Consider the following 22,159-nt stretch of genomic DNA (forward strand, 5'->3'; position numbering starts at 1 on the left):
TAAAATAGAGACGTTAAAAAAGGTGATTTTACTGGACTTTTTGAACATCCTTGAACAAAGGTGGTTAATGTATGAGTGAAACAATCCCACATTGGTTAACAAAACAAGCTAATATTGCACCAGATCAAACAGCTATCGAACGAGTAAATGGGGATACAATAACTTTTCGACAATTGAAAGAACAAAGTCAACGTTTTGCCAAGCAACTGGCACATGCCGGGGTTAAACGGGGATCACATGTAGCAATTTTATCAAACAATAATACCAAAATGGTTGTTGCACTCCACGCATTAAGTTATCTCGGCGCTGTTTCCGTTATGCTTAATACCCGTCTAACTGCAGATGAATTAGCATTTCAATTGGATGATGCCGCGGTAACGCTTGTATTAACAAGTCTTGAGTATTTAGCTGAAACAAAACAGAAAGCATTTTCCGTACCAACAAAAACATTTGCGGAAATTGATGAACTACCGGAGGCCACTGTTAACCTTGCAACGGAGCTTGATTTAGATGATACATTTACGATCATTTACACATCAGGTACAACCGGCTTCCCCAAAGGTGTCATGCATACATATGGGAACCACTGGTGGAGTGCCATTGGTTCGGTTTTAAACTTGGGGTTGCAGGAAAATGATAAATGGCTTTGTACATTACCCATATTTCATGTGAGTGGGCTGTCTATCTTTATAAAAAGTGTGATCTATGGAATGCCTGTCTACTTTATGGATAAATTTAATGAAAGTATTGTCCATGATGCGATCATGAACCGAGGGGTAACTGCTGTTTCGGTTGTTACGGTTATGTTGCAACGTCTGGTAAAGATGCTGGAAGGGGAAAGGTATCCTGATTCATTTCGCTGTATGCTGCTTGGTGGCGGACCAGCTCCAAAACCACTGTTAGAAAAAGCAAAAGCTTCCTCTGTGCCGGTGTTTCAATCGTACGGTATGACAGAAACTTCATCACAAATTGTGACCTTAAGTCCTCCTGATGCATTGAAGAAGATTGGCTCAGCTGGAAAGCCATTAGTTCCTGCGCAATTACAGATTGATCATCCGGATGACAATCCTGTTGGTGAAATTTATGTCAAAGGTCCAATGGTCACCCATGGGTATTTTAACAATGAAGCCGCAACCGAACAGAAGATACGTAATGGCTGGCTTGCGACCGGAGATCTTGGCTATTTGGATGAAGATGGGTTCTTATATGTAGTGGACCGAAGAAATGATTTAATTATTTCCGGTGGTGAGAATGTTTATCCTTCCGAAGTTGAGAGTGTTCTGTCTGGTATGGAACAAGTGGCCGAAATTGGTGTCGTGGGAAAACGGGATGACAAATGGGGGCAAGTACCTGTCGCGTTTGTGGTTAGAGAAGGACATATTACAGAAGCTGAGATTATGGATTATGCGGCACAGCATCTGGCGAAATATAAGCATCCTAAGGCAATTTATTTTGTGGATTCCTTGCCAAGAAATGCATCCAACAAACTCGTCCGCGGTGAATTGAAAAAGTTGCTGGAGTAAGCCTGGATAATAGGAATCTTTCATTTACTTACAAAACAACACTTCTGCTTTTTTAATACATGAAAATTTATTGGTTAAGCCACATTAATAGCAGGAGGTGTTGCGGTATGGAAAAGAAAAAGTATTTTGTAAATATGGGCAGTCAAGAAATTTCATCAGTTAAATATGGTAACAATGAGGAATTGGTCATTTATGCCACGGAGGATGAAGCCAGGGAATTACGGGGGAAAATGGAAGGGATGAATGATGCGGATATAGGTGCGTTTTGGCGGGCGCACGTACCAATAATGCCTTATCATCACGATCAAGCCAATGATGATTATGATAGCGGAATAACGGAAGCATTAAAAATGATCTATGACCTTGGTAATGAGGAGACAAAGCGGCATATAACAGATATGGGGGTTTTAGGCGACAGACCTTTATAGTACCAATGACTGTGCAATTGGTATAGTATATGCAAGTTAAATTGCTATACGATAAAAGCAGCTCCGGCTTCGTGAAAGAATGGCCGGGGCTTTTTATTACCGTTAAGCCAGCGTGAAATAGTAATAATTATTCGAGTTACTATTTCTTCACGATTCGGATAGAGCCATGTGAAAATATCGACCCTGGTGTGATACAATTGATTAACAACAAGTCCAAATAAACCGGCCATGGCACATAAGTTAGGTCGATTAGGACTGTTAGTGATTTTGAATATAATGTTGAAATGAAGGCAGTTGAACAATGAATATTTTTAGAGATTATTACAATAATCAAGTAAAACTTTCTTTTGCGGACCATCCTTATTCCGAACACCCAAAACATGTGTGGGTGATTTGCAAATTCAAAAACGATTGGCTTTTGACCAATCATAAGGACCGGGGTTACGAATTTCCTGGTGGCAAAGTGGAAAAAGGGGAAACAGCCGAAGAGGCAGCCATTCGTGAAGTGATGGAGGAAACCGGCGGAACAGTCGAGAAAATGACCTATATTGGCCAATATCTAGTTGCCGGAAAAGCAGAAACGATTATCAAAAATGTTTATTTTGCAACCATTAAGGAATTAAAACAGCAGCACACTTATTATGAAACACAAGGTCCTGTATTACTAAACAGTATTCCAGACGATGTCAAACATAACGCCCAATATAGTTTTATTATGAAAGATGACGTATTACCATGCTGTCTTGCATATTTGCGAAAAAATGCGGATATATGAACGAATAACGCTTGATAGGTATACAGGCGTTATTCGTTTGGATGCATCTTTTTTCAACTGTCTCTTTTAAGCTGTATGTTTGATAAGCCATTTTTCAATCCGTTCGACAATTTTATACATAATTCCAGCAACAATAGCGATGACGATCAGACTGGACATCACCAGGGTGAAATCGAATACCTGGAAACCATAGACAATTAAATAGCCGAGCCCTTCTTTCGAGACCAGAAATTCACCTACAATGACCCCAACCCATGACAGACCAACATTGACCTTTAACGTGGATATCATAATGGGCATGGTCGCCGGAAAAATAGCCTCCTTAAAGCATTGCCAGCGACTGGCGCCAAAACTTTTTAATACCTTTTCATAGTTCGGATCGACTTCCCTAAACCCCGAGTAGACAACAAGAGCCGTGACAATTACAGAAATAATCGCGCCCATCGCAATGATTGATACATATCCTGGCCCGAGTGCAACAATGATAATAGGGCCAAGGGCGACTTTAGGCATGGCATTCATAATAACTAAATAGGGATCCATGATTTTGGATAATCGTAATGATGTCCAGAGGATAGTTGCAATAAGTATACCCATAATTGTTCCGATGATAAATCCCAGAACAGTTTCAATTAAGGTTGCCTGAATATGGGGAAGAATCGATCCATCTGCAAACTTATTGATCAGCTGGTGCACAACTTTTGACGGAGAACTAAATAAGAGTGGATCAATCCAATATAATCGGCTGGCAACCTCCCATAGCGCGAGGAAACCAACCAGGATAATAAGTTGCCATGTGAAAACAATCTTTTTTTCACGTTTTAACTTATTCTTATATGCGGCAAATAGTTGCTGATCCGATTTAGGTTGCATGGTAGTTCGTCACCACCTTTTCCTTTTCGGCAGTCTCCCCTTGATTTAATGCCTCCCAAATTTTATCAAACAATGGCTGGTATTTAGGGTGACGGCGAACATAAAATGGTGTTTCGTTACGCAATTCAATGGGAACTTCAAACACATTGGCAACTGCTCCCGGGTTTGCCCTCATTAACAGGATTCGGTCACTCATGGAAATGGCCTCACCGATATCGTGGGTTACCAATACAGCCGTTTTTTTGTATGACCGTAGTAAATCAGCAACAATATCTTCCAATTTTAGTTTTGTTTGATAATCGAGTGCGGAAAAAGGTTCATCCAGTAATAAAATTTTTGGATCGGTCATTAATGTCCGCACCAGGGCAACCCGTTGACGCATTCCACCGGAGAGAGAAGTCGGATAGCTTTTAGCAACATTTGTTAATCCGACCTCATTTAGTAAATCCAATGCCTTCCCTGTTGCTTCATTTGTATTCTTGCGGCTAATTTTCGGCCCGATCAAGACGTTTTCAATAATGGTTTTCCATGGAAATAAGTAATCTTGTTGCAACATATACCCGATAGCCATAGCTGATGGACGTAACGGCTTTCCTTCTAAAAGAACGTCACCGGCTGTTTGTTGAATGATGCCGGCAATAATCGATAGAAGTGTAGATTTACCACAACCACTGGGACCGAGCAAGGCTACAAATTCGCCTTCTTCCATGGAGAATGAAATATCATCCAATGCTTTTGTATAACCAGTTTTTGAAAAATAATGGTGAGAGATATGCTCCAATGTAAGAAATGTCACCATTTACACCTCCTTATTTACCAATCGTATCTTTGGCAAATTCGGTATTAACCAGATCTTTGTATGGCACTTCATCGGGTAATTCGCCCGCTTCGTCCATAATCTCCTGTAAATTATTCCATTCCTCTTCTTCCAGCAAAGGATCAGTAGCATAGGAACCCTGACTTTTATATCGGTCGACAGATGAAGCAATCATATCCAAGTCAGTATCCTCGAAATAAGGCTGAATAACTTTTGCAATATCTTCAGCACTGTTTTCCTGCACCCATTGTTGTGCTTTGTAAATGGCATTGGTAAAGTGTTGGATTGTTTCTTCGTTGTCATTCATAAACCCGCGCTTTGCCATAAACACGGTATATGGAACATGACCGGACTCCTCACCAAAGGAACCAATGATATGTCCTTTTCCTTCCTTTTCAAAAATACTTGCGGTTGGTTCAAATAGCTGTACATATTCCGCATCCCCGGAGGTAAAGGCACCTGGTATATTGGCGAATTCAACATTTTGCAGTAGGTTCAAATCAGCGTGGGGGTCAATATTGTGTTGTTTTAACACATATTCACCTACCATTTGTGGCATCCCGCCTTTTCGTTGACCCAAAAAGGTACTATCCTTTAATTCATCCCAGGAAAAATCAGGATGTTCTCCTTTGGCGACTAAAAACGTTCCATCCGTTTGGGTTAACTGGGCAAAGTTAACAGCATAGTCCTTGGAATCTTGCCCGTAGACATACATGGATGTTTCCGACCCGACAAGAGCGACATCAATACCGTCGGATAATAATGCGGTCATCGTTTTGTCACCGCCCCAAGTTGTTTGTAAATCAACATCCAATCCTTCCTCTTCAAAAAAGCCTTTCTCAATTGCTACATATTGCGGTGCATAAAAAATGGATCTGGTCACTTCGCCTAATTTAATGGATGTCTGCTCTTGTTCAGCATTGGAACCACATGCCGAAAGAAAAACAAATAGGATACATGAAAAGAGCAGGCAATATATTATTTTTTTCATCCAGATCGTTCCTTTCTGCTCAGATGGGGTATTACAAAAATAGTGTATGTTTTAATGAAAAATGTGTGAATGCCTAGATGGCAAAGGAGCGCGGTCGAGGGTTGTCCTGCACAAAAAAGCCGGTCTCTAATTGATAGACCGGCTGTCAGTACATGCTGACAAATGCTTTTTATGACACTCATTCTCTCCCAAGTTGAAGTTCATCACTAACCAATGTAACAGTTTTCCTTCCACAGGATTGGGAAAAATATTTTAGTTGTCCGCTTTATATAATGGACCTGCCTGAACAATTTCATCACTTGCCTCCGTAAACTTGCGGAAATTATCATGGAATTTCATGGCGAGCTCTTTTGCTGCTTTATCATAGGCGGATGGATCAGTCCAGGTCGTTTTCGGTACAAGTACATCATCTGGTACTCCAGGGACATTAACTGGAATATCCAAACCAAAAATATCATCCTTTACTGTTTCAACAGTATTCAGTTCACCTTCCAATGCGGAATGAACCATTGCTCTTGTATAAGAAAGCTTCATACGTTGTCCGACACCGTACGAACCTCCAGTCCAGCCAGTATTGATTAAGAAGACACTTGACTGGAACTGATCAATTTTTTCACCAAGCATTTCTGCATAGGTTGATGGTGCCAATGGTAAAAATGGTGCACCAAAACATGCCGAAAATGTTGCTTGTGGTTCGGTTACACCGCGTTCTGTACCAGCTAGTTTGCTGGTATAACCGCTCAGAAAATGATACATAGCCTGTTCCTTGGTTAATTTGCTAATGGGTGGCAATGTACCAGACGCGTCAGCTGTTAAAAAAATGATTGTATTTGGATGACCAGCAACACTTGGCGTGACAATATTATCGATGTTTTCCAATGGATAGGCTGCCCGTGTATTTTCAGTTAAGATCGTATTATCATAATCTGGCATCCTTGATTCTGCATCAACCATCACATTCTCGAGTACTGTTCCAAATCGAATGGCATTATAAATTTGTGGTTCCTTTTTTTGCGAGAGATTAATGCATTTGGCATAACATCCGCCCTCGATATTAAAGATACCATTTGGGCTCCAGCCATGTTCATCATCACCAATCAGCCGGCGATAGGGATCAGCAGACAGGGTGGTTTTCCCTGTGCCTGATAGCCCAAAGAACAAGGCTACATCACCTTCCTGCCCAACATTTGCTGAACAGTGCATTGACAGAATATTCTTTTGAGGAAGCAAATAATTCATAATGGAAAATACCGATTTTTTAATTTCCCCGGCATACTCGGTTCCACCAATTAAAATGGTACGCCGTTTAAATGAAATCAGAACAAACACCTCCGAACTTGTCCCGTCCACTGCTGGATCCGCTTTGAATTCAGGTGCAGAAATGATCGTGAATTCAGCATGATGCGTGGCAAGTTCCTCTTCGGTTGGTGTGATAAATAATTGTCTGGAAAATAAGTTATGCCAGGCATATTCATTAATCACTTGAATGGGCAAGCGGTACTTTTTATCGGCACCAGCAAAGCCTTTAAAAGAATATAATTCATCCCGGTTTTTTAAATGGACAATAACTTTTTCATATAATTGTTCAAATTTATCCTCATCAATTGCCTGGTTTACAAGGCCCCAGTCAATAAATTGTTTACATGTGTCATCTTTTACAATAAACTTGTCTTGTGGAGAACGCCCGGTGTATTTGCCGGTTGTCGCCTGGATGGCACCGGTTTCAGTTAAGATACCTTCACGTCTGGCAAGAATTTTTTCAACAAGTCTTGGAACAGACAGGTTTTGCAGGATATTTCCTTCTGCCAATAGTTTATCGGCCAGTGTTGATCGTTCCATCGCTTTCATGTGAGCCACCTTCCTTTTGGTGTAAGTTATACTTACGATATGTCAAATTTCAAGTTTGATTATTAGTATAACACATTAATTCATATAGTCCATACTAATGTATTAATTTTCTTTGAAATGTTGAATTAGCGGAAGAACATCAACCAGGAAAAGCAAGTGTCGGTTAGAATCGGAGGGATATCGACCTTAGAAAGCGGGAATCGACCAAAAGTGGTGGGATATCAACCTCAGAAGGCGGATATCAACCAAAAGTGCGGGTGTATCAACCTGAAAAAGACGGAATCAACCGAAAACAGGGGGAGTATCAACCTAAAAAAGCGGATATCAACCTGATGGGAATCGACCAAAAGTTAAAGAACGTTTAATGGTAAATGAACTCCTTTCTTCGGTTTTGGCGGAGGGACAGGATTAAAAAGGGTTGTAAAGGTAAAATGCCTGTTTGATGTCAATATCCTTGAGAGTTAGTTTCAATTACGCGTACATATATTTAGTTAACTTCAGACCAATTCTCCATTAAAAAGGGAGTTGGTTTTTGTTGTTCAAATTTGCTTATTGAGACTTTTTGGAAGATGGGAGATTAAACAAGACAATGGAGAAAAACCATATCTAAATTACATTGGTTTGTAAGGAGAATTTATTGGTTATTGCCATGACTATAATGTTGTGAACGTTTAAGTGATTATATTCATTTGTAAAAAGCTACTAAATTGAATGCCAGAACAAGGGTAACTAGAAGCATGTACATAAAAACAAAGCCTAGATAATTTATTGAAAGTTCTAACCAGGATCATTGACATATGTTCCCTACAATGATAAGGATAAAGTATAAAGACCGGATTGTACTGGAGGAGTTTCACCGAAGCGTAAAATAAAGGGAGATAGGAAAAATGAATAAAAAATTAATGATGATGTTGTTAGCGGGGTTGTTGTCAATGGTATTAGTTGCATGTGGAAATAGTGAAGAAGATAAAGAGGATACAAAATCAGATACAGAAAAACAGGAAGATGAAAAAGAAATTAAAGTAGTAACTGCGGATCTATTCCATAAAAAGTTTTTCAATGATAGCTTTGGTATGGACGCACTTGGGGTATATGGGACTTTAAAAAATGAGGGTGAAACACCTGTAATTATCTCTGATGTGGAAATTACACTGTTTAATGATGAAGATAAGGCTATAGAAGTAAATACTGGTCAGGAAGATATTTTTAATAGTACGGCTATTGCTCCAGTTGTTATGGATGTTGATGAAAAAAGCTTTATTAATTTATATTTAGACTACAAGGACAAATACAAAGAATTAGACCACGTAGAAATTGATTATGAAGCTAAGCCAATATCAGCGGATAAACTAGTAAACATTGAGCTTGATAAAGATTCTATTAATCCAATGGGAGAATTACAGGAACCGGAAGAATGGAAAAAAGAAGATATGTCTGAAGGAACGATTCAGGGGAGGGAAGACATTCCTGTTACTGATGCAGATATTACCTTTAATATTGAAAATAAAGATGACAGAGACGCCAAGTACTATGCAGGTATTGGTGTTTACGATGAAGATGGGGAACTGCTGGGAACAGTTTTAGATACAGAGGATCTAGAAGATGATCATGTTCTTAAATCTGGAAAGGTTAAAAATGTCGAGGCATTAGACTCAGTCCCATTCAATATGGATAATATAGATCATGTAGAAGTTTACGTAGGTGGGATAGAGGCAGACGAAAGTGACTATTTGGAGGATTCAACTGTTGAAGAGGCTATAGAAGGGCACTTTAGTGAAGAAACTGATCAGAAAGAAGATAGTAACAAGTCCAATGATAAGGAGGAGGATTCAGAACTAGATCAAAACGATAAAAAAGAAACAGCTTCTTTAGACAGTTATTCAGAAGAAGAAATTGAATATGCTCGTGTCTGGATGCAGTTTATGGAAGTACAGGATATTACAGAACTAAATGTTAACAAGGTATCAGTGGGGACGCCTATTAATCCTCACGTTGATAAAAGTTCTAATTATCCAGAAGATGTTGTGATTCTAACTTCAGACATGACAGCAAATGGTATTATTACTTATTCAAGTAATGGAGATGGAACCATTAATATTTACCCAATTCCTTCACAATTTCCTCCAGAGGAATTTATTCAAGAGGAGGAAGGAATGGATATGCAGGAATACACTCAGTATTTAACGGATAATACTGAAAAGATGGATGTAGCCCCTTTAGATGATGATAAAGTGGCAGAGTTCCTAGACTCAGTAGATATTAAATATATGTAAACACCGTATATTTTACTATCAAGCCCCTTTGTAAGATTTTTTAATTGTCACTATTATTGTTGGTGACTTAAATATAAATAGATCCCAAAGGCTCATAGGGCTTCTATGATACAACAGAATAACGGATAAAAACATTGACATAAACAGGTGTTTTCGTTACGATAAATGACGAACGGACTCTCTTATTCAGAGTTGGTGGAGGGACAGGCCCGATGAAACCCGGCAACCATCACAAACGTGTGAAAAGGTGCTAATCTGATGCAAGGATAATTCCTTGAACAATAAGAGCGAAAGGCCACGAACCCTTTCCTCCATACGGGAAAGGCTTTTTTTGTTTTTAAGGAAATTGTATTCAATTAAAAACATGCATCATCCAAGATGTTTGAACAACATGTATGATAATCAATAATGATGAGTTCCGTACCAAAATTAAAGGGAGAGATTTGGCCTATGGCTGCAAATCGACGTTTATTCACATCCGAATCGGTCACGGAAGGGCATCCTGATAAAATTTGCGATCAGATTTCGGATGCGATTTTGGATGAAATTTTAGCAAAGGATCCAAACGCCCGTGTCGCTTGTGAAACCACTGTAACAACCGGTTTGGTATTGGTTTCTGGCGAGATAACGACGAGCACATATGTGGATATTCCGGCAATAGTCAGGCAAACGATTAAAGATATCGGTTATACCAGAGCAAAATATGGTTTTGATGCGGAAACATGTGCTGTACTTACAGCGATTGATGAACAATCGCCCGATATTGCCGAGGGTGTAGATACCGCCTGGGAAGCACGGCAAGGCCGAATGTCGGATGAGGAAATCGCGGCGATCGGTGCCGGGGACCAAGGCTTGATGTTTGGGTTTGCCTGTGATGAAACAGAAGAGTTCATGCCAATGCCGATTTCGTTGGCGCATAAAATGGCAAAACGTTTGGCGGACGTGCGAAAAGATGGCACACTTGATTACTTGAGACCGGATGGGAAAACCCAGGTAACAGTAGAATATGATGACCAGGATAATCCGGTAAAAGTGGATACAATCGTTATTTCCACCCAGCATCACCAGGATATTTCAACTGAACGAATTGAAAGGGATTTGCTTGAGTATGTCGTTCGCCCAGTCGTTCCGGCATACCTGCTGGATGAAACAACGAAATATTTCATTAATCCAACAGGCCGCTTTGTTATTGGCGGTCCACAAGGGGATGCCGGATTAACGGGACGGAAAATTATTGTTGACACATACGGAGGATATGCCCGTCATGGCGGCGGTGCATTTAGTGGTAAAGATTCAACCAAAGTGGATCGCTCCGCAGCATATGCCGCCCGTTATGTTGCCAAAAATATAGTTGCTTCCGGGCTTGCCAAAACATGTGAAGTACAGCTTGCGTATGCAATTGGTGTCGCTGAACCAGTATCGATAGCCATTAACACGTTTGACACGGGAACAGTTAATGAAGAAAGATTGGTTGAAGCGGTTCGAGAATTGTTTGATTTACGCCCAGCCGGCATTATTCGTATGCTTGATTTACAACGGCCTATTTTCAAAAAAACAGCTGCCTACGGACATTTTGGCCGAACCGACATCCTATTCCCATGGGAGAAGACGGATAAAGTTGAGGAATTAAAAGCATTGGTACAGATATAAGAACAATTGGTATGACTTTTCGTTATTATTATATATTTTTTGAGCCGATATTCTTATCGAAATAGGTCATCGTTTGTGATATACTCAAAAAGATATGATTACGAGAGCAAGAGAGTGAGGCTAAAGCCAATGTGTGGATTTATCGGAATGATTCGCAATAAGCCGGGGTTGCCAAATGAAACGGCAATACAGGCCTTTGAGCGGCAAAATAACATTATAACCCATCGTGGACCCGATGACGAGGGTTATTTTCACGATCATTATGTATCGTTTGGATTTAGACGTTTAAGCATTATCGATATCGAAAGTGGTCAGCAGCCACTCAGCTATCAAAATGAAAAAATATGGCTTATTTTCAATGGTGAAATCTATAATTATGTTGAACTTCGGGAAGATCTACGTCAAGAAGGCTATACATTTACAACGGAATCAGATACAGAAGTCATTGCCGCACTATTTACCAAACATAAAGAACAGGCATTTCAATATTTACGTGGCATGTTTTCCATATTGATCTGGGATAAGGAAAATGAAACGTTGTATGGTGCACGTGATCCGTTTGGCATTAAACCAATGTTCTATAAAGAAACAGAAGAAGGTACAATTTTTGCTTCTGAGAAGAAAAGTATTTCATTGATGTCGGAAACGGAACAAGTTGATAATGAATCATTGCAACATTATTTAAGCTTTCAGTTTGTACCGGAACCATATACGATGACAGCCGGCATTAAAAAAGCGGAACCAGGACATTATTTTGTGAAAAAACCAGGGCAATCAATCAACTTTACAAGATATTGGCATGCATCGTTTAACCCTGTCTTAATGGACAAACAAGATTGGATTAAGCGGGTTCAAGATGTGATGTATGATTCGGTGAATGTGCATATGCGAAGTGATGTACCGGTTGGATCGTTTTTATCCGGTGGCATTGATTCTACATTAATTGTCGCGATGGCACGGGAGTTTAATCCGAACATTAAAACATTCTCAGTTGGCTTTGAACGGGAAGGTTTTTCTGAAGTGGATGTTGCTAAAGAAACAGCAGATAAACTAAATGTGGAAAATATTTCTTACATTATCTCGCCCGAGGAGTATGTGGAAAAACTGCCAAAAATCATGTGGCATATGGATGATCCACTGGCAGACCCTGCATGTGTACCATTGTATTTTGTCGCCAGGGAGGCACGAAAACATGTAACAGTTGTGCTATCTGGTGAAGGTTCAGATGAGTTATTTGGCGGTTACAATATTTATCGTGAACCAGAATCATTGAAACTATTCCATTCCATACCGAAGCCGGCTAAGAATCTGTTGGCTCGAGTAGCTGAAGTACTGCCAGAAGGTGTAAAAGGAAAAAGCTTCCTCGAACGTGGTACGACACCACTTCGCGAACGATATATAGGTAATGCGAAAATGTTTGAGGAGGAAGAGAAACGGCAAATCCTGAAAAACTACAATGAAAATCTATCATACCGGCAAATTACTGAGAAACTATTTGATCATGTAGCAGATGATGAATTGGTGAATCAAATGCAATATGTCGATATTCATACTTGGATGCGGGGAGATATTTTACTCAAAGCAGACCGGACGACAATGGCCAATTCGTTGGAGCTACGAGTTCCGTTTCTGGACAAGGAAGTCTTCCGTGTTGCCAGCCAAATTCCAGTTGAATTAAAAATTGCCAATGGCACAACAAAGAATTTGCTACGTGAAGCATCACGGGGGATTATTCCTGATCATGTACTTGACCGTAAAAAATTAGGGTTTCCTGTACCAATTCGCCATTGGTTGAAAAATGAACTGAATGGCTGGGCCAAACAATTAATCAAAGAGAGTGAAACGGACCATTTGCTGCATAAGCGTTATATCCTTGATTTGCTTGATGCACACTGTCAGGGTAAAGGCGACTATAGCCGGAAAATTTGGACGGTGTTGATGTTCATGCTGTGGCACCAGATTTTTGTCGAAAACAAATTTGATATAACTGAGTTAAGCAAACCGGATGTATCCGTGGAACCAGCGACAGTTAATAAATAAGCATAGAATAAAGCAGGCGGTAACGTTATAAAATCGTTATCGCCTGCTTTCCCATTTGCTTCCATGCAGCTTTGAATTCCGTTCTTGGTGCTTTATTATTCTGTTCCAGTGGATCATTGAAATAAATATACTTGTCATCATAGCCTGTTACCAATACCGCGTGCTCCCTCATGGTTACTTCAATAGGACCGTCTGGTGTTTGCCATGTGATAAATTGTTCTTTGGGTAGCTTTTTAAATGTGGCATTGATAATCACCAAAACCGGTCGATCCTGATTCAATTGGTGGATTATTTCATCAAAATCCTGCCCGGTAAAATTAAATACACGGTTTCCTGCATAAATCGACGCCAGTTCAGTAATCGGTTGATGATAAACCCCAAGTCCCGGGGTGGCAAAGGAATACATGTCACCAACAAAACCATTATTTGGATGACCGAAATAAATGCCTTCTTTTGTCTTTTGGTATGGCGTCGGATCAATTTTAATTTGTTGTGCCAGTTTCATTTTATCTGCCTGAATATTGTGGTATGCAAGCAACATCGCAAGGCTTGTCACTTCACAACCGCGTGGTAATTCCGGTAATTGGCTAATTTGGGGTGCTTTTAACTGAACCGATTCTTTTTCGTCTATTGGCTGTTCTTGGTTGGACGTTTTTGCTATGGCCGAGTCAATGAATGATTTGGGCAATACATGTGTGATTGATGCGATGATGAAGTTTTTGTGTTCCTTTATGTACATGCCACTAATGACGATTGCTGTAATAGTAAAAATAACACTATATAAAACAAACGAGCGACGAATCCAGCTTGTGGAAATCCTGCGGCGAAAAATTATAAAATAGACTGCGATGACAAAGGTAATAACTGCTAGCATGATGTGCACAATGATACACTCCTAAAATCTGAGCTGTAGTAATCTTAATATCGGCATAATTCCACTAAGTTTAAAATTCCTGGTTTAATTCTGTATGATATTTATAGTATTGACCTTTCTCTACATATGATTTACGCACACGCTCCATTTCTGCATAATCGGCATCGGTTAGTTTTCGCACCACTTTGGCAGGTCTTCCCAAAGCTAATGTTTGCGGCGGGATCGTTTTTCCTGGGGGTACCAGACTTCCAGCTCCAAGAAATGCATGTTCTCCAATCTCGGCTCCATCGAGAATAATGGAGCCCATGCCGATTAACGCATTTTTTCGGATGGTTGCCCCATGCAATGTCACCTGATGGCCAATTGTTACATCATCCTCAACAATAACTGGATTTCCGGGGCTTTGATGAATCATGGAAAGATCCTGGATGCTAACTCGTTTTCCGATCCGGGTTGGTGCGACATCCCCGCGGATAACTGTATGAAACCAAATGCTTGATTGCTCACCAATGATTACATCACCGATAATAGTGGCATCCTTAGCGATAAAGGCTGTTTCATCAATTTTTGGAGTGATATTTTTATAATGGCTTATCAATTTCAAAACCTCCAGTTACTCATGTTAAAAGTTGAATCTAAGGGAAAAATATGATGATATAATTAGTATAGCAAATATTTTTGGATGTTTGGTATCACGGCCATTAAATGGAGGGAGCAAGTTGGGAAACCATGTACCACAAACTGCAGCTACATTAATGATAAAAGTGTATCGTAAAATATTCCCAGCCGTTAAACAAGAGTTGGCTTACTGGACAAAACGTGCCCGGCAAATTCCCGATGAAGAATTACGTGCACAGGCGCTGGCAAGTATTCATACAAAACGGTTTCATTGTCAAGGTGGGGCAGTTTATGCGTTACTTGCAGCTGGTAACTGGAAGGAAGCGATTCGATTTATTGTTGCTTACCAGACCATTAGTGATTATTTGGATAATTTATGTGACCGCAGTACATCATTGGATCCCGCTGATTTTCGTCTGTTACACGAGGCGATGGCGGATGCATTGACCCCGGATAACACAGTGAAAAATTATTATAAACTACGGACGGAACAGGCGGATGGGGCGTATCTAGCTGATCTTGTTCGTACCTGTCAGCAAGTTGTAAAGCAAATCCCAACGTATCACTTCATTCAGCCGAAATTGCTAAAGTTAGAACAATTATACGGAGATTTACAAGTTCATAAACATGTGGCGGTAAACGAGCGCATCCCCAGATTGATGAACTGGTTTAGCCAAAAATACAGTAATGATGACGCTTTGAGCTGGTATGAATTTGTAGCTGCATCTGGTTCCACACTCGGTATCTTCTGTTTTATATCCTATGCACTTGGAGGACAGATGACAGCGGCTCTATCTAAAGATATTTTTTACAGCTACTTTCCTAATATGCAGGCATTACATATTTTGCTTGATTATTACATTGATCAACAAGAGGATGAGCGGGAGGGGGACTTGAATTTTTGCAGTTACTATCCGTCGCGGGAAAAAATGTTAGAGCGGTTTATTTATTTTATTGAACAAACAAATCATTGTGTTCAGTCTTTACCCAATCGAAAATTTCATGAAATGATTCATCATGGGCTGGTTGGGTTGTATCTTGCCGATGGAAAAGTCAGGCGCTTGGATAGCGGGGATATGATGACATCTGTCTTATTAAGAAAAAGTGGAAGACAGGCAAAGTTTTTTTACTGGAATGTCAGGCAATATCACCGCCTGTTTGGTTAAATGATTAGGAAAAGCAGAAGCTGCCCCGTTAGCCACCGGGAGCTCTATTGGTTATTTTTTATCAATGGCAACGATAAACGGCGGGTGATTTCGTTGGTTGATAAAACCATATTGCAATACGTTATAGGATTGTTGGTCAAGGGCTTTGGCATAATTCAAGATTGTCTCTTTTTCTTCGGTTCCACCTTTGTGACCGTGATAAATAACCAAGACGATAACGCCACGTTTTCTAAGAAAGGCTAACATGGAATTCAGGGCCTTAATGGTGGAAGCACCATGGGTAATAACAGTTTTATCACTTCCGGGCAAATAACCTAAATTAAAAATAGCACCACTAATTTGGTCAGTTGTATCTAAGTATGCTGCCACATGCTCATGCGAATCTTGAATGATTTTCGTGTTATGGATGGCGTGTTCAGTTAATTTTTTGTTTGTTGCAGCAATTGCCTGATCTTGAATATCAAAAGCCAGAACTTGACCATTTTCGCCGACAAGCTGACTAAGGAAAATGGTATCATTTCCATTACCGGCAGTGGCGTCAATCACGATATCACCAGGTATTACCGCATCCTGTAGTAATTGATGTGAAAATGCAACAACGGATTTCATATGGATTTATCGTTCCTTTCGTCATAGTACGATCCTTATTTTAGCACATTTTAGTAAGTTTTTGTGGTGCATTTTGGATAGGACGTAACAACGAATCCTCCATTAATACGCGATAGTCTGACAATTTACTTGACAAAGCATGTAGCATTGCTTAAAATTCGATAATAAGTATAAAAGTAGTGTTAAGGCTATAGTTCCATTAAAGTCATTGCTGTACTATGATAAAATATTCTTCCTAAGTGGTGAAACAAACCGGTATAATAGTAATTACGAAGTCTAGATTGACAAGTTTGCGGGTTGAAGACGGACTGCAGTGTTCGGTCGGCCGTTAGAATAGGAAAACGACAATGCGAAGGAATAGTAACAGAATATTTCGGGTTTAGAGAAACAGTGGTTGGTGCAAACTGTTGCTGAATGTTATGTGAACTCACCTTTAAGTTACAGGATTGAAGCAAGTAGGTTCTGTCGTATCATCTGCGTTAAGGATATAAAGTGAACGCTTAAAATGTAGCGTTAATTTGGGTGGCACCGCGGGAGAAGCTTCTCGTCCCTTTACATGGGATGGGCAGCTTTTTTTATGGGGGTCTGAGCCCAAGAGTGAAGGAGGAGTAAAGATGAGTTTTAATCATCGGGAAATTGAAAAGAAATGGCAAACATATTGGCAAGAACATAAAACGTTTAAAACAGACACTTTTTCGGATAAAGACAAGGTATACATATTGGATATGTTTCCTTATCCATCGGGAGCCGGTCTGCATGTTGGACACCCGGAAGGTTATACCGCAACAGATATTCTTTCCCGTATGAAACGAATGCAAGGAAAAGAAGTTCTGCACCCAATGGGCTGGGATGCATTTGGGTTACCGGCAGAACAGTATGCACTTGATACAGGAAATAGTCCGGCCAAATTTACAGAACACAATATCAACACATTTCGCCGGCAAATTAAGGAATTGGGTTTTTCCTATGATTGGGATCGGGAAATCAATACAACCGATCCGAATTACTACAAATGGACCCAATGGATTTTTACAAAACTGTATGAAAAAGGCTTGGCCTATATGGATGAGGTTGCGGTGAATTGGTGTCCGGCGCTTGGCACTGTATTGGCCAATGAAGAAGTAATTGATGGAAAGAGTGAACGCGGCGGACATCCGGTCATTCGCAAACCAATGAAACAATGGATGCTGAAAATCACCGCATATGCTGACCGGCTGCTGGATGATTTGGAAGAATTGGATTGGTCAGAAAGCATAAAGGATATGCAGCGTAATTGGATTGGCCGATCAGAAGGCGCAGAAGTAACATTTGCAGTAGATGGGCACGATGAAACAATCACTGTATTTACGACCCGTCCGGATACTTTGTTCGGTGCAACATATGCCGTACTTGCACCAGAACATCCATTAGTGAAAAAAATCGTCACTGATGAACAGCAGGCTGCGGTTAGCAAATATTTAGATGATGTGCAAAGTAAATCAGATTTGGAACGAACGGATTTGGCCAAGGATAAAACAGGTGTATTTACCGGTGCCTATGTCATTAATCCAGTAAATAACCAAAAAATGCCGATTTGGATTGCGGATTATGTGCTGATGTCTTACGGAACGGGGGCAATCATGGCGGTGCCGGCACATGATGAACGTGACTATGAATTTGCTTCGAAATTTGAATTGCCAATTGTCGAGGTTGTTGCTGGTGGAGATGTAACAAAAGAGGCGTACACCGGTGATGGGGAACACGTAAACTCTGACTTTTTGAATGGACTGGACAAAGAAACAGCCATTACAAAAATGATTGCTTGGCTTGAGGAAAATGGCTTAGGAACGAAAAAAGTGACCTATCGTCTACGTGACTGGCTATTTTCCCGACAACGCTACTGGGGTGAGCCGATTCCGATCATTCATTGGGAAGATGGTACCATGAGTACGGTACCTGAAGCGGATCTGCCGCTGGAATTGCCGGAAATGACTGAAATAAAACCGTCCGGAACTGGTGAATCACCGCTTGCAAATAGTGAGGAATGGGTTAATGTTACTGATCCCAAAACCGGAATGAAAGGACGCCGAGAGACAAATACGATGCCGCAGTGGGCAGGAAGTTGCTGGTATTTCCTTCGCTTTGTTGACCCGAATAACACACAACAACTTGCCGATCCAAAAGCATTGGCAGAATGGATGCCGGTTAATGTTTATATCGGCGGAGCGGAACATGCAGTATTACACCTGTTGTATGCCCGGTTCTGGCACAAATTTTTATACGATATTGGCGTGGTACCAACCAAAGAGCCATTTTTGAAACTGTTTAACCAAGGGATGATTCTTGGGGAAGGCAATGAAAAGATGAGTAAATCGAAGGGGAATGTGGTTAATCCTGATGATATTATTACTTCCCACGGAGCGGATACACTAAGATTGTATGAGATGTTCATGGGGCCGCTTGATGCAGCAGTTGCCTGGTCAACCAATGGATTAGATGGCGCGCGTAGATTTCTTGACCGGGTTTGGCGTTTAATCGTAAATGATGACGGAAATTTGTCTGAACGTATTGTCGTATCAACTAATGATACATCAATGGATAAGGTGTATCATGAAACGGTGAAAAAAGTGACCGAGGATTTTGAACAGCTGCATTTTAATACGGGAATTTCACAAATGATGGTGTTTGTTAACGAAGGCTACAAGGTTAATGAGCTACCAAAAGAATATGTGGAAGGCTTCGTAAAATTGCTTTCTCCAGTGGCACCACATATTGCCGAGGAATTGTGGAATAAATTGGGTCACACGGACACGATCAGTTATGAAGCATGGCCAGCTTTTGATGAAGCAAAACTGGTAGAAGATGAAATTGAAGTAGCGGTACAAGTGATGGGAAAAGTTCGATCAAAGATAAATGTTGCCAAAGACATCTCTAAGGAAGAACTGGAAAAACAAGCACTCGAAGATGAAAAAGTTCGGGAATGGCTAGAAGGAAAAACCATTCGCAAAGTTATCGTTGTACCTGGTAAACTGGTGAATATCGTGGCTAACTAAATGCTCAAAAAGGATCTCCGCTCATTCTGCGGGGATCCTTTTTGTTTCTTGAAAGTTATAAAGTATAAAAATTCATCCTCCGTTCAGCTTATGCCGGAATAGGTCCCGTCCGGCTCCAGCGCCCAGCGGCTAGCAAACTTCAGGTTTCTTCCTACGATAAGTCAACATCGGTTCGTAGTTAAAGGGAGGCCGACTAAGAACGGCCTTTGCGGCCAACGTCGGCATACCCCTATGAAGGGGCATGTTTCCTTTATCTCGTCAGAACCCTTCTAGTTTGTACGCCGCTAACCGGGCGCTTACGCCTTTGTTCTTATTTAATGGCGCCAGATACGGGATAATCATCGGTGTCAATTAAAAGTGCCTTGCCAAGTGCCATTTTGGCCAGCTCTGTACCGATGAACGGACCCATGGTAAGTCCGGAAGCTCCCAAGCCATTTGCCAGAATTATTCCTTGGTAACCAGGTAATGGGCCAATCACAGGCAAAAATCCAGGTGTGAACGGACGAAAGCCAATCCTTGTTTCCAATACGGTTGCATTCGTCAAACCTGGGGAAACATCAAGTGCTTTTGTTAAGATTTCATTGATTCCACCCGCCGTTATCCGGTAGTCGAAGCCAGCCTCGTTTTCATGGGTCGCACCAGCGATAATGCGATTGTTATCAAGCGGTACCAAATATTGGTCATTTGGTGGCATCACAACAGGACGGCCAGCCGTAGTGAAATCGGGAACTTGAAAATGCATAATTTGTGCTTTCTGTGAAGTGACTGCAAATTTAACACCCAATGGTTCAAGCAGCTCACTCATCCAAACGCCATTTGCTGCAATAACCGTGCCAGCATAAATAGTTTTGCGATTTACCATAACGCCGGTAACATGCTTCCCTTCATGAATTAATTGCGCATCACCATGACGTATGATTGCACCATGTTTTATAGCACCATTCAATAAAGCATTTCGCAATTGACGGCCATTAACACGGGCAGCACCGCTTACATGAACAGAGCGGTATCCATCTGCTAGAAGGGGAAACAATGCATGTGTCTGTTCAGCATCCAACATGCGAATTTCACCGATCTCCGGTGCATCCTCTCGTCGCTTAATAGCTCTTTTTTCCATAGCAGCTAGTTTATCCTCATCATGATGGATCGAGATTGCCCCAACCTTATCATAACCTGTATTCGTCTCCCCATCTTCCGCCAGCAGATTGATTAATTCCGGATAAAAACGGGCACCGCCTTTTGCTAATCGGTACCAGACTTTGTTACGGCGTTGGGATAGCCAAGGACAAACAATCCCTGCTGCTGCATCCGTTGCCTGACCATCATCATTTCGATCAATAACTATTACCTCGACATTTGCTCTGGCAAGTTGATATGCGGTTGTCGCACCAAGAATCCCTGCACCAATAATAATAAATTTGCTCATACTCAATCCTTCTTTGGTTCAATGATTTACAAGGTTTAATATAGAGGAGATAGTGCATGTTGTAAAATGAAGCGGGTTGACGAAAGGATAGAAAAAAGCCAGCGTAAATTCCGCTGACTTTTTATTTTGGTTCGCTGCTTGATTTAAATTCTTGTTTCAATTTAATCCACTTTCCATCCTCATAATACCAAAGTGCGCGAATGGATCCCAATTTGTCCTGGTGATTATATCCGTTAACTTGTTGGTAACTCTTTAATCCAAACCCTTTACTTTTACTAATAAATGTTGGTTCAAAATAAGTAATCGGATCAACAGTTAATTGTTTTTGGCGTAACAACTTTCCACTTTTGTCGTATATTCCCTGTTGTATATGTGTTGCTGCATGATCCTTTATATCAATGATAATGGGATCCTTGCTTGGGTCTAGCAGTAATGATGCTTTAAAGTTTTGTTTGAACTCCCCTGTGATAGTGTAAGATTCAGGAACCTCTATTTTTTCAAGCTTTTCATCTTTTAACGTATTGAACTGATAATGATGTAATGCTTTTGTTTCATTCTCTGTATTTTGATACAGCACATCGTTAACTCCATCATGATTTAAATCCTTAAATTGAAGGCTAGGATTATAACCGCCCTCGTATACGATTTTCCACTGCTTTGTTTGCGGTCCTTTTATGTCTGCCCAAACATTGTGGAAGTAATTACTATCTTGGCCAAAACGAATTCCTTTGAGTTTTATTTCCTCTTTCTGACCATCACCTGTTACATCTTCATGATAAGTGGCAATTTCTATTGTCTTTTGGTTGTCTGGCTCGCTTGCTGCCGAAAGAGGTATTGCAAACGTCAGAGTTAATGTTAACAGGATCAGAAGCTGGAAAAATCCTTTCATGATATATCTCCATTCCTTATCGTAAGTGGTTGAACTATGTTTAGTGTGCGATACAGGTTGTTATCTTATGCAGATCGTTCAAGGGCATATTTGGGTAAGGTTGTGATTTTTTTGTGTAGGATTCGGGGCAAATTAGTGTGTTGGACTGGAAATTAGCGTGCTATCGTTGTGTGGAGAAGTATAAAGGCTTTCAGAAACTGACTGATAATATGTTTATGTTTTATGGATGGAATATTTTTTTTGAAAGGATGTATATTTTTTATAAAAAGATAGGAAAGTATAAAATTTGGGTCTACCGCAGTGAGTGTTACTGTGGTATTTTTTATG

Annotated in this window: 17 protein-coding genes, 1 riboswitch and 1 other annotated feature; of the genes, 8 read left to right on the top strand and 9 right to left on the bottom strand. The window is 40.5% G+C overall.

Going from position 1 to position 22,159, the window contains the following annotated elements:
* Positions 1-71: 71 nt before the first annotated feature.
* The 3 genes from ABRT01_RS12950 to ytkD all read left to right on the top strand — a co-directional run bounded on the left by ABRT01_RS12950 (position 72) and on the right by ytkD (position 2,726).
* A complete protein-coding gene (locus ABRT01_RS12950) occupies positions 72-1,523 on the top strand; it encodes an o-succinylbenzoate--CoA ligase (protein ID WP_269411927.1) in 1,452 nt (483 codons plus the stop codon).
* A gap of 107 nt (positions 1,524-1,630) precedes the next feature.
* Positions 1,631-1,951 carry a hydrolase gene (locus tag ABRT01_RS12955; protein ID WP_269411928.1) on the top strand — a complete coding sequence of 107 codons (321 nt, stop codon included), beginning with the start codon at positions 1,631-1,633 and terminating at the stop codon, positions 1,949-1,951.
* Between the two features lie 301 nt (positions 1,952-2,252).
* Positions 2,253-2,726 (top strand): RNA deprotection pyrophosphohydrolase, encoded by a 474-nt coding sequence (gene ytkD, locus ABRT01_RS12960; protein ID WP_269411929.1) that lies wholly within the window; start codon positions 2,253-2,255, stop codon positions 2,724-2,726.
* Between the two features lie 66 nt (positions 2,727-2,792).
* Here the strand turns inward: ytkD and ABRT01_RS12965 are convergent, their stop codons facing one another.
* The 4 genes from ABRT01_RS12965 to pckA all read right to left on the bottom strand — a co-directional run bounded on the left by ABRT01_RS12965 (position 2,793) and on the right by pckA (position 7,255).
* Positions 2,793-3,599 carry an ABC transporter permease gene (locus ABRT01_RS12965; protein WP_269411930.1) on the bottom strand — a complete coding sequence of 269 codons (807 nt, stop codon included), beginning with the start codon at positions 3,597-3,599 and terminating at the stop codon, positions 2,793-2,795.
* Positions 3,589-4,395, bottom strand: a complete 807-nt coding sequence (locus tag ABRT01_RS12970) for an ABC transporter ATP-binding protein (RefSeq protein ID WP_269412501.1) — start codon at positions 4,393-4,395, stop codon at positions 3,589-3,591. The genes ABRT01_RS12965 and ABRT01_RS12970 overlap by 11 nt, the downstream gene beginning before the upstream one ends.
* 13 nt (positions 4,396-4,408) lie before the next feature.
* On the bottom strand, positions 4,409-5,407 hold the full coding sequence (locus ABRT01_RS12975) for an ABC transporter substrate-binding protein (RefSeq protein ID WP_269411931.1): 999 nt from the start codon (positions 5,405-5,407) through the stop codon (positions 4,409-4,411).
* A gap of 252 nt (positions 5,408-5,659) precedes the next feature.
* Positions 5,660-7,255, bottom strand: coding sequence for a phosphoenolpyruvate carboxykinase (ATP) (gene pckA, locus ABRT01_RS12980; protein ID WP_269411932.1), 1,596 nt, complete (start codon positions 7,253-7,255; stop codon positions 5,660-5,662).
* Between the two features lie 887 nt (positions 7,256-8,142).
* Here pckA and ABRT01_RS12985 point away from each other — a divergent pair.
* From ABRT01_RS12985 to asnB, 3 genes are all read left to right on the top strand, one after another.
* Positions 8,143-9,528 (top strand): hypothetical protein, encoded by a 1,386-nt coding sequence (locus ABRT01_RS12985; protein WP_269411933.1) that lies wholly within the window; start codon positions 8,143-8,145, stop codon positions 9,526-9,528.
* Between the two features lie 179 nt (positions 9,529-9,707).
* A riboswitch (SAM riboswitch) is annotated at positions 9,708-9,816 on the top strand.
* A 162-nt stretch (positions 9,817-9,978) separates the two neighbouring features.
* On the top strand, positions 9,979-11,178 hold the full coding sequence (gene metK / locus ABRT01_RS12990) for a methionine adenosyltransferase (protein WP_269411934.1): 1,200 nt from the start codon (positions 9,979-9,981) through the stop codon (positions 11,176-11,178).
* Between the two features lie 129 nt (positions 11,179-11,307).
* Entirely contained in the window at positions 11,308-13,218 is a 1,911-nt protein-coding gene (gene asnB, locus ABRT01_RS12995; protein ID WP_269411935.1) for an asparagine synthase (glutamine-hydrolyzing), read from the top strand.
* Positions 13,219-13,243: 25 nt separating this feature from the next.
* Here the strand turns inward: asnB and ABRT01_RS13000 are convergent, their stop codons facing one another.
* Positions 13,244-14,092, bottom strand: a complete 849-nt coding sequence (locus ABRT01_RS13000; protein WP_269412502.1) for a C39 family peptidase — start codon at positions 14,090-14,092, stop codon at positions 13,244-13,246.
* A gap of 70 nt (positions 14,093-14,162) precedes the next feature.
* Positions 14,163-14,690 carry a gamma carbonic anhydrase gene (locus ABRT01_RS13005; protein ID WP_269411936.1) on the bottom strand — a complete coding sequence of 176 codons (528 nt, stop codon included), beginning with the start codon at positions 14,688-14,690 and terminating at the stop codon, positions 14,163-14,165.
* Between the two features lie 121 nt (positions 14,691-14,811).
* On the opposite strand from ABRT01_RS13005, the gene ABRT01_RS13010 reads away from it, so the two are divergent.
* The gene (locus ABRT01_RS13010) at positions 14,812-15,876 is read left to right on the top strand and encodes a tetraprenyl-beta-curcumene synthase family protein (RefSeq protein ID WP_367747700.1); all 1,065 of its coding nucleotides are present in this window, start codon (positions 14,812-14,814) and stop codon (positions 15,874-15,876) included.
* A 51-nt stretch (positions 15,877-15,927) separates the two neighbouring features.
* Here the strand turns inward: ABRT01_RS13010 and mnmM are convergent, their stop codons facing one another.
* Positions 15,928-16,485, bottom strand: coding sequence for a tRNA 5-(aminomethyl)-2-thiouridylate-methyltransferase MnmM (gene mnmM, locus ABRT01_RS13015; RefSeq protein WP_269411938.1), 558 nt, complete (start codon positions 16,483-16,485; stop codon positions 15,928-15,930).
* 338 nt (positions 16,486-16,823) lie between these two features.
* Positions 16,824-17,040, top strand: a binding site (T-box leader).
* A 59-nt stretch (positions 17,041-17,099) separates the two neighbouring features.
* Here mnmM and leuS point away from each other — a divergent pair.
* A complete protein-coding gene (leuS, locus tag ABRT01_RS13020) occupies positions 17,100-19,517 on the top strand; it encodes a leucine--tRNA ligase (protein WP_269411939.1) in 2,418 nt (805 codons plus the stop codon).
* 310 nt (positions 19,518-19,827) lie between these two features.
* On the opposite strand, the gene ABRT01_RS13025 is transcribed toward leuS, so the two are convergent.
* Together ABRT01_RS13025 and ABRT01_RS13030 are read right to left on the bottom strand one after the other, a co-directional pair.
* On the bottom strand, positions 19,828-20,943 hold the full coding sequence (locus ABRT01_RS13025; protein WP_367747704.1) for an NAD(P)/FAD-dependent oxidoreductase: 1,116 nt from the start codon (positions 20,941-20,943) through the stop codon (positions 19,828-19,830).
* A 121-nt stretch (positions 20,944-21,064) separates the two neighbouring features.
* Positions 21,065-21,832 carry a hypothetical protein gene (locus ABRT01_RS13030; protein ID WP_269411941.1) on the bottom strand — a complete coding sequence of 256 codons (768 nt, stop codon included), beginning with the start codon at positions 21,830-21,832 and terminating at the stop codon, positions 21,065-21,067.
* Positions 21,833-22,159: the final 327 nt, after the last annotated feature.

The sequence above is a fragment of the Lentibacillus sp. L22 genome (assembly GCF_040812445.1).
GTDB classification, from domain to species: Bacteria; Bacillota; Bacilli; order Bacillales; family Amphibacillaceae; genus Lentibacillus_C; species Lentibacillus_C daqui.

Excerpts from the sequence above, each read along its gene's own strand:
- ABRT01_RS13025 (WP_367747704.1), bottom strand. The coding sequence starts at position 20,943 with ATGAGCAAATTTATTATTATTGGTGCAGGGATTCTTGGTGCGACAACC.
- leuS (WP_269411939.1), top strand. The coding sequence starts at position 17,100 with ATGAGTTTTAATCATCGGGAAATTGAAAAGAAATGGCAAACATATTGG.
- asnB (WP_269411935.1), top strand. The coding sequence starts at position 11,308 with ATGTGTGGATTTATCGGAATGATTCGCAATAAGCCGGGGTTGCCAAAT.
- metK (WP_269411934.1), top strand. The coding sequence starts at position 9,979 with ATGGCTGCAAATCGACGTTTATTCACATCCGAATCGGTCACGGAAGGG.
- pckA (WP_269411932.1), bottom strand. The coding sequence starts at position 7,255 with ATGAAAGCGATGGAACGATCAACACTGGCCGATAAACTATTGGCAGAA.
- ABRT01_RS12975 (WP_269411931.1), bottom strand. The coding sequence starts at position 5,407 with ATGAAAAAAATAATATATTGCCTGCTCTTTTCATGTATCCTATTTGTT.
- ABRT01_RS12985 (WP_269411933.1), top strand. The coding sequence starts at position 8,143 with ATGAATAAAAAATTAATGATGATGTTGTTAGCGGGGTTGTTGTCAATG.
- ABRT01_RS12950 (WP_269411927.1), top strand. The coding sequence starts at position 72 with ATGAGTGAAACAATCCCACATTGGTTAACAAAACAAGCTAATATTGCA.
- ABRT01_RS12955 (WP_269411928.1), top strand. The coding sequence starts at position 1,631 with ATGGAAAAGAAAAAGTATTTTGTAAATATGGGCAGTCAAGAAATTTCA.
- ABRT01_RS13030 (WP_269411941.1), bottom strand. The coding sequence starts at position 21,832 with ATGAAAGGATTTTTCCAGCTTCTGATCCTGTTAACATTAACTCTGACG.
- ABRT01_RS13000 (WP_269412502.1), bottom strand. The coding sequence starts at position 14,092 with ATGCTAGCAGTTATTACCTTTGTCATCGCAGTCTATTTTATAATTTTT.
- ABRT01_RS12965 (WP_269411930.1), bottom strand. The coding sequence starts at position 3,599 with ATGCAACCTAAATCGGATCAGCAACTATTTGCCGCATATAAGAATAAG.
- ytkD (WP_269411929.1), top strand. The coding sequence starts at position 2,253 with ATGAATATTTTTAGAGATTATTACAATAATCAAGTAAAACTTTCTTTT.
- mnmM (WP_269411938.1), bottom strand. The coding sequence starts at position 16,485 with ATGAAATCCGTTGTTGCATTTTCACATCAATTACTACAGGATGCGGTA.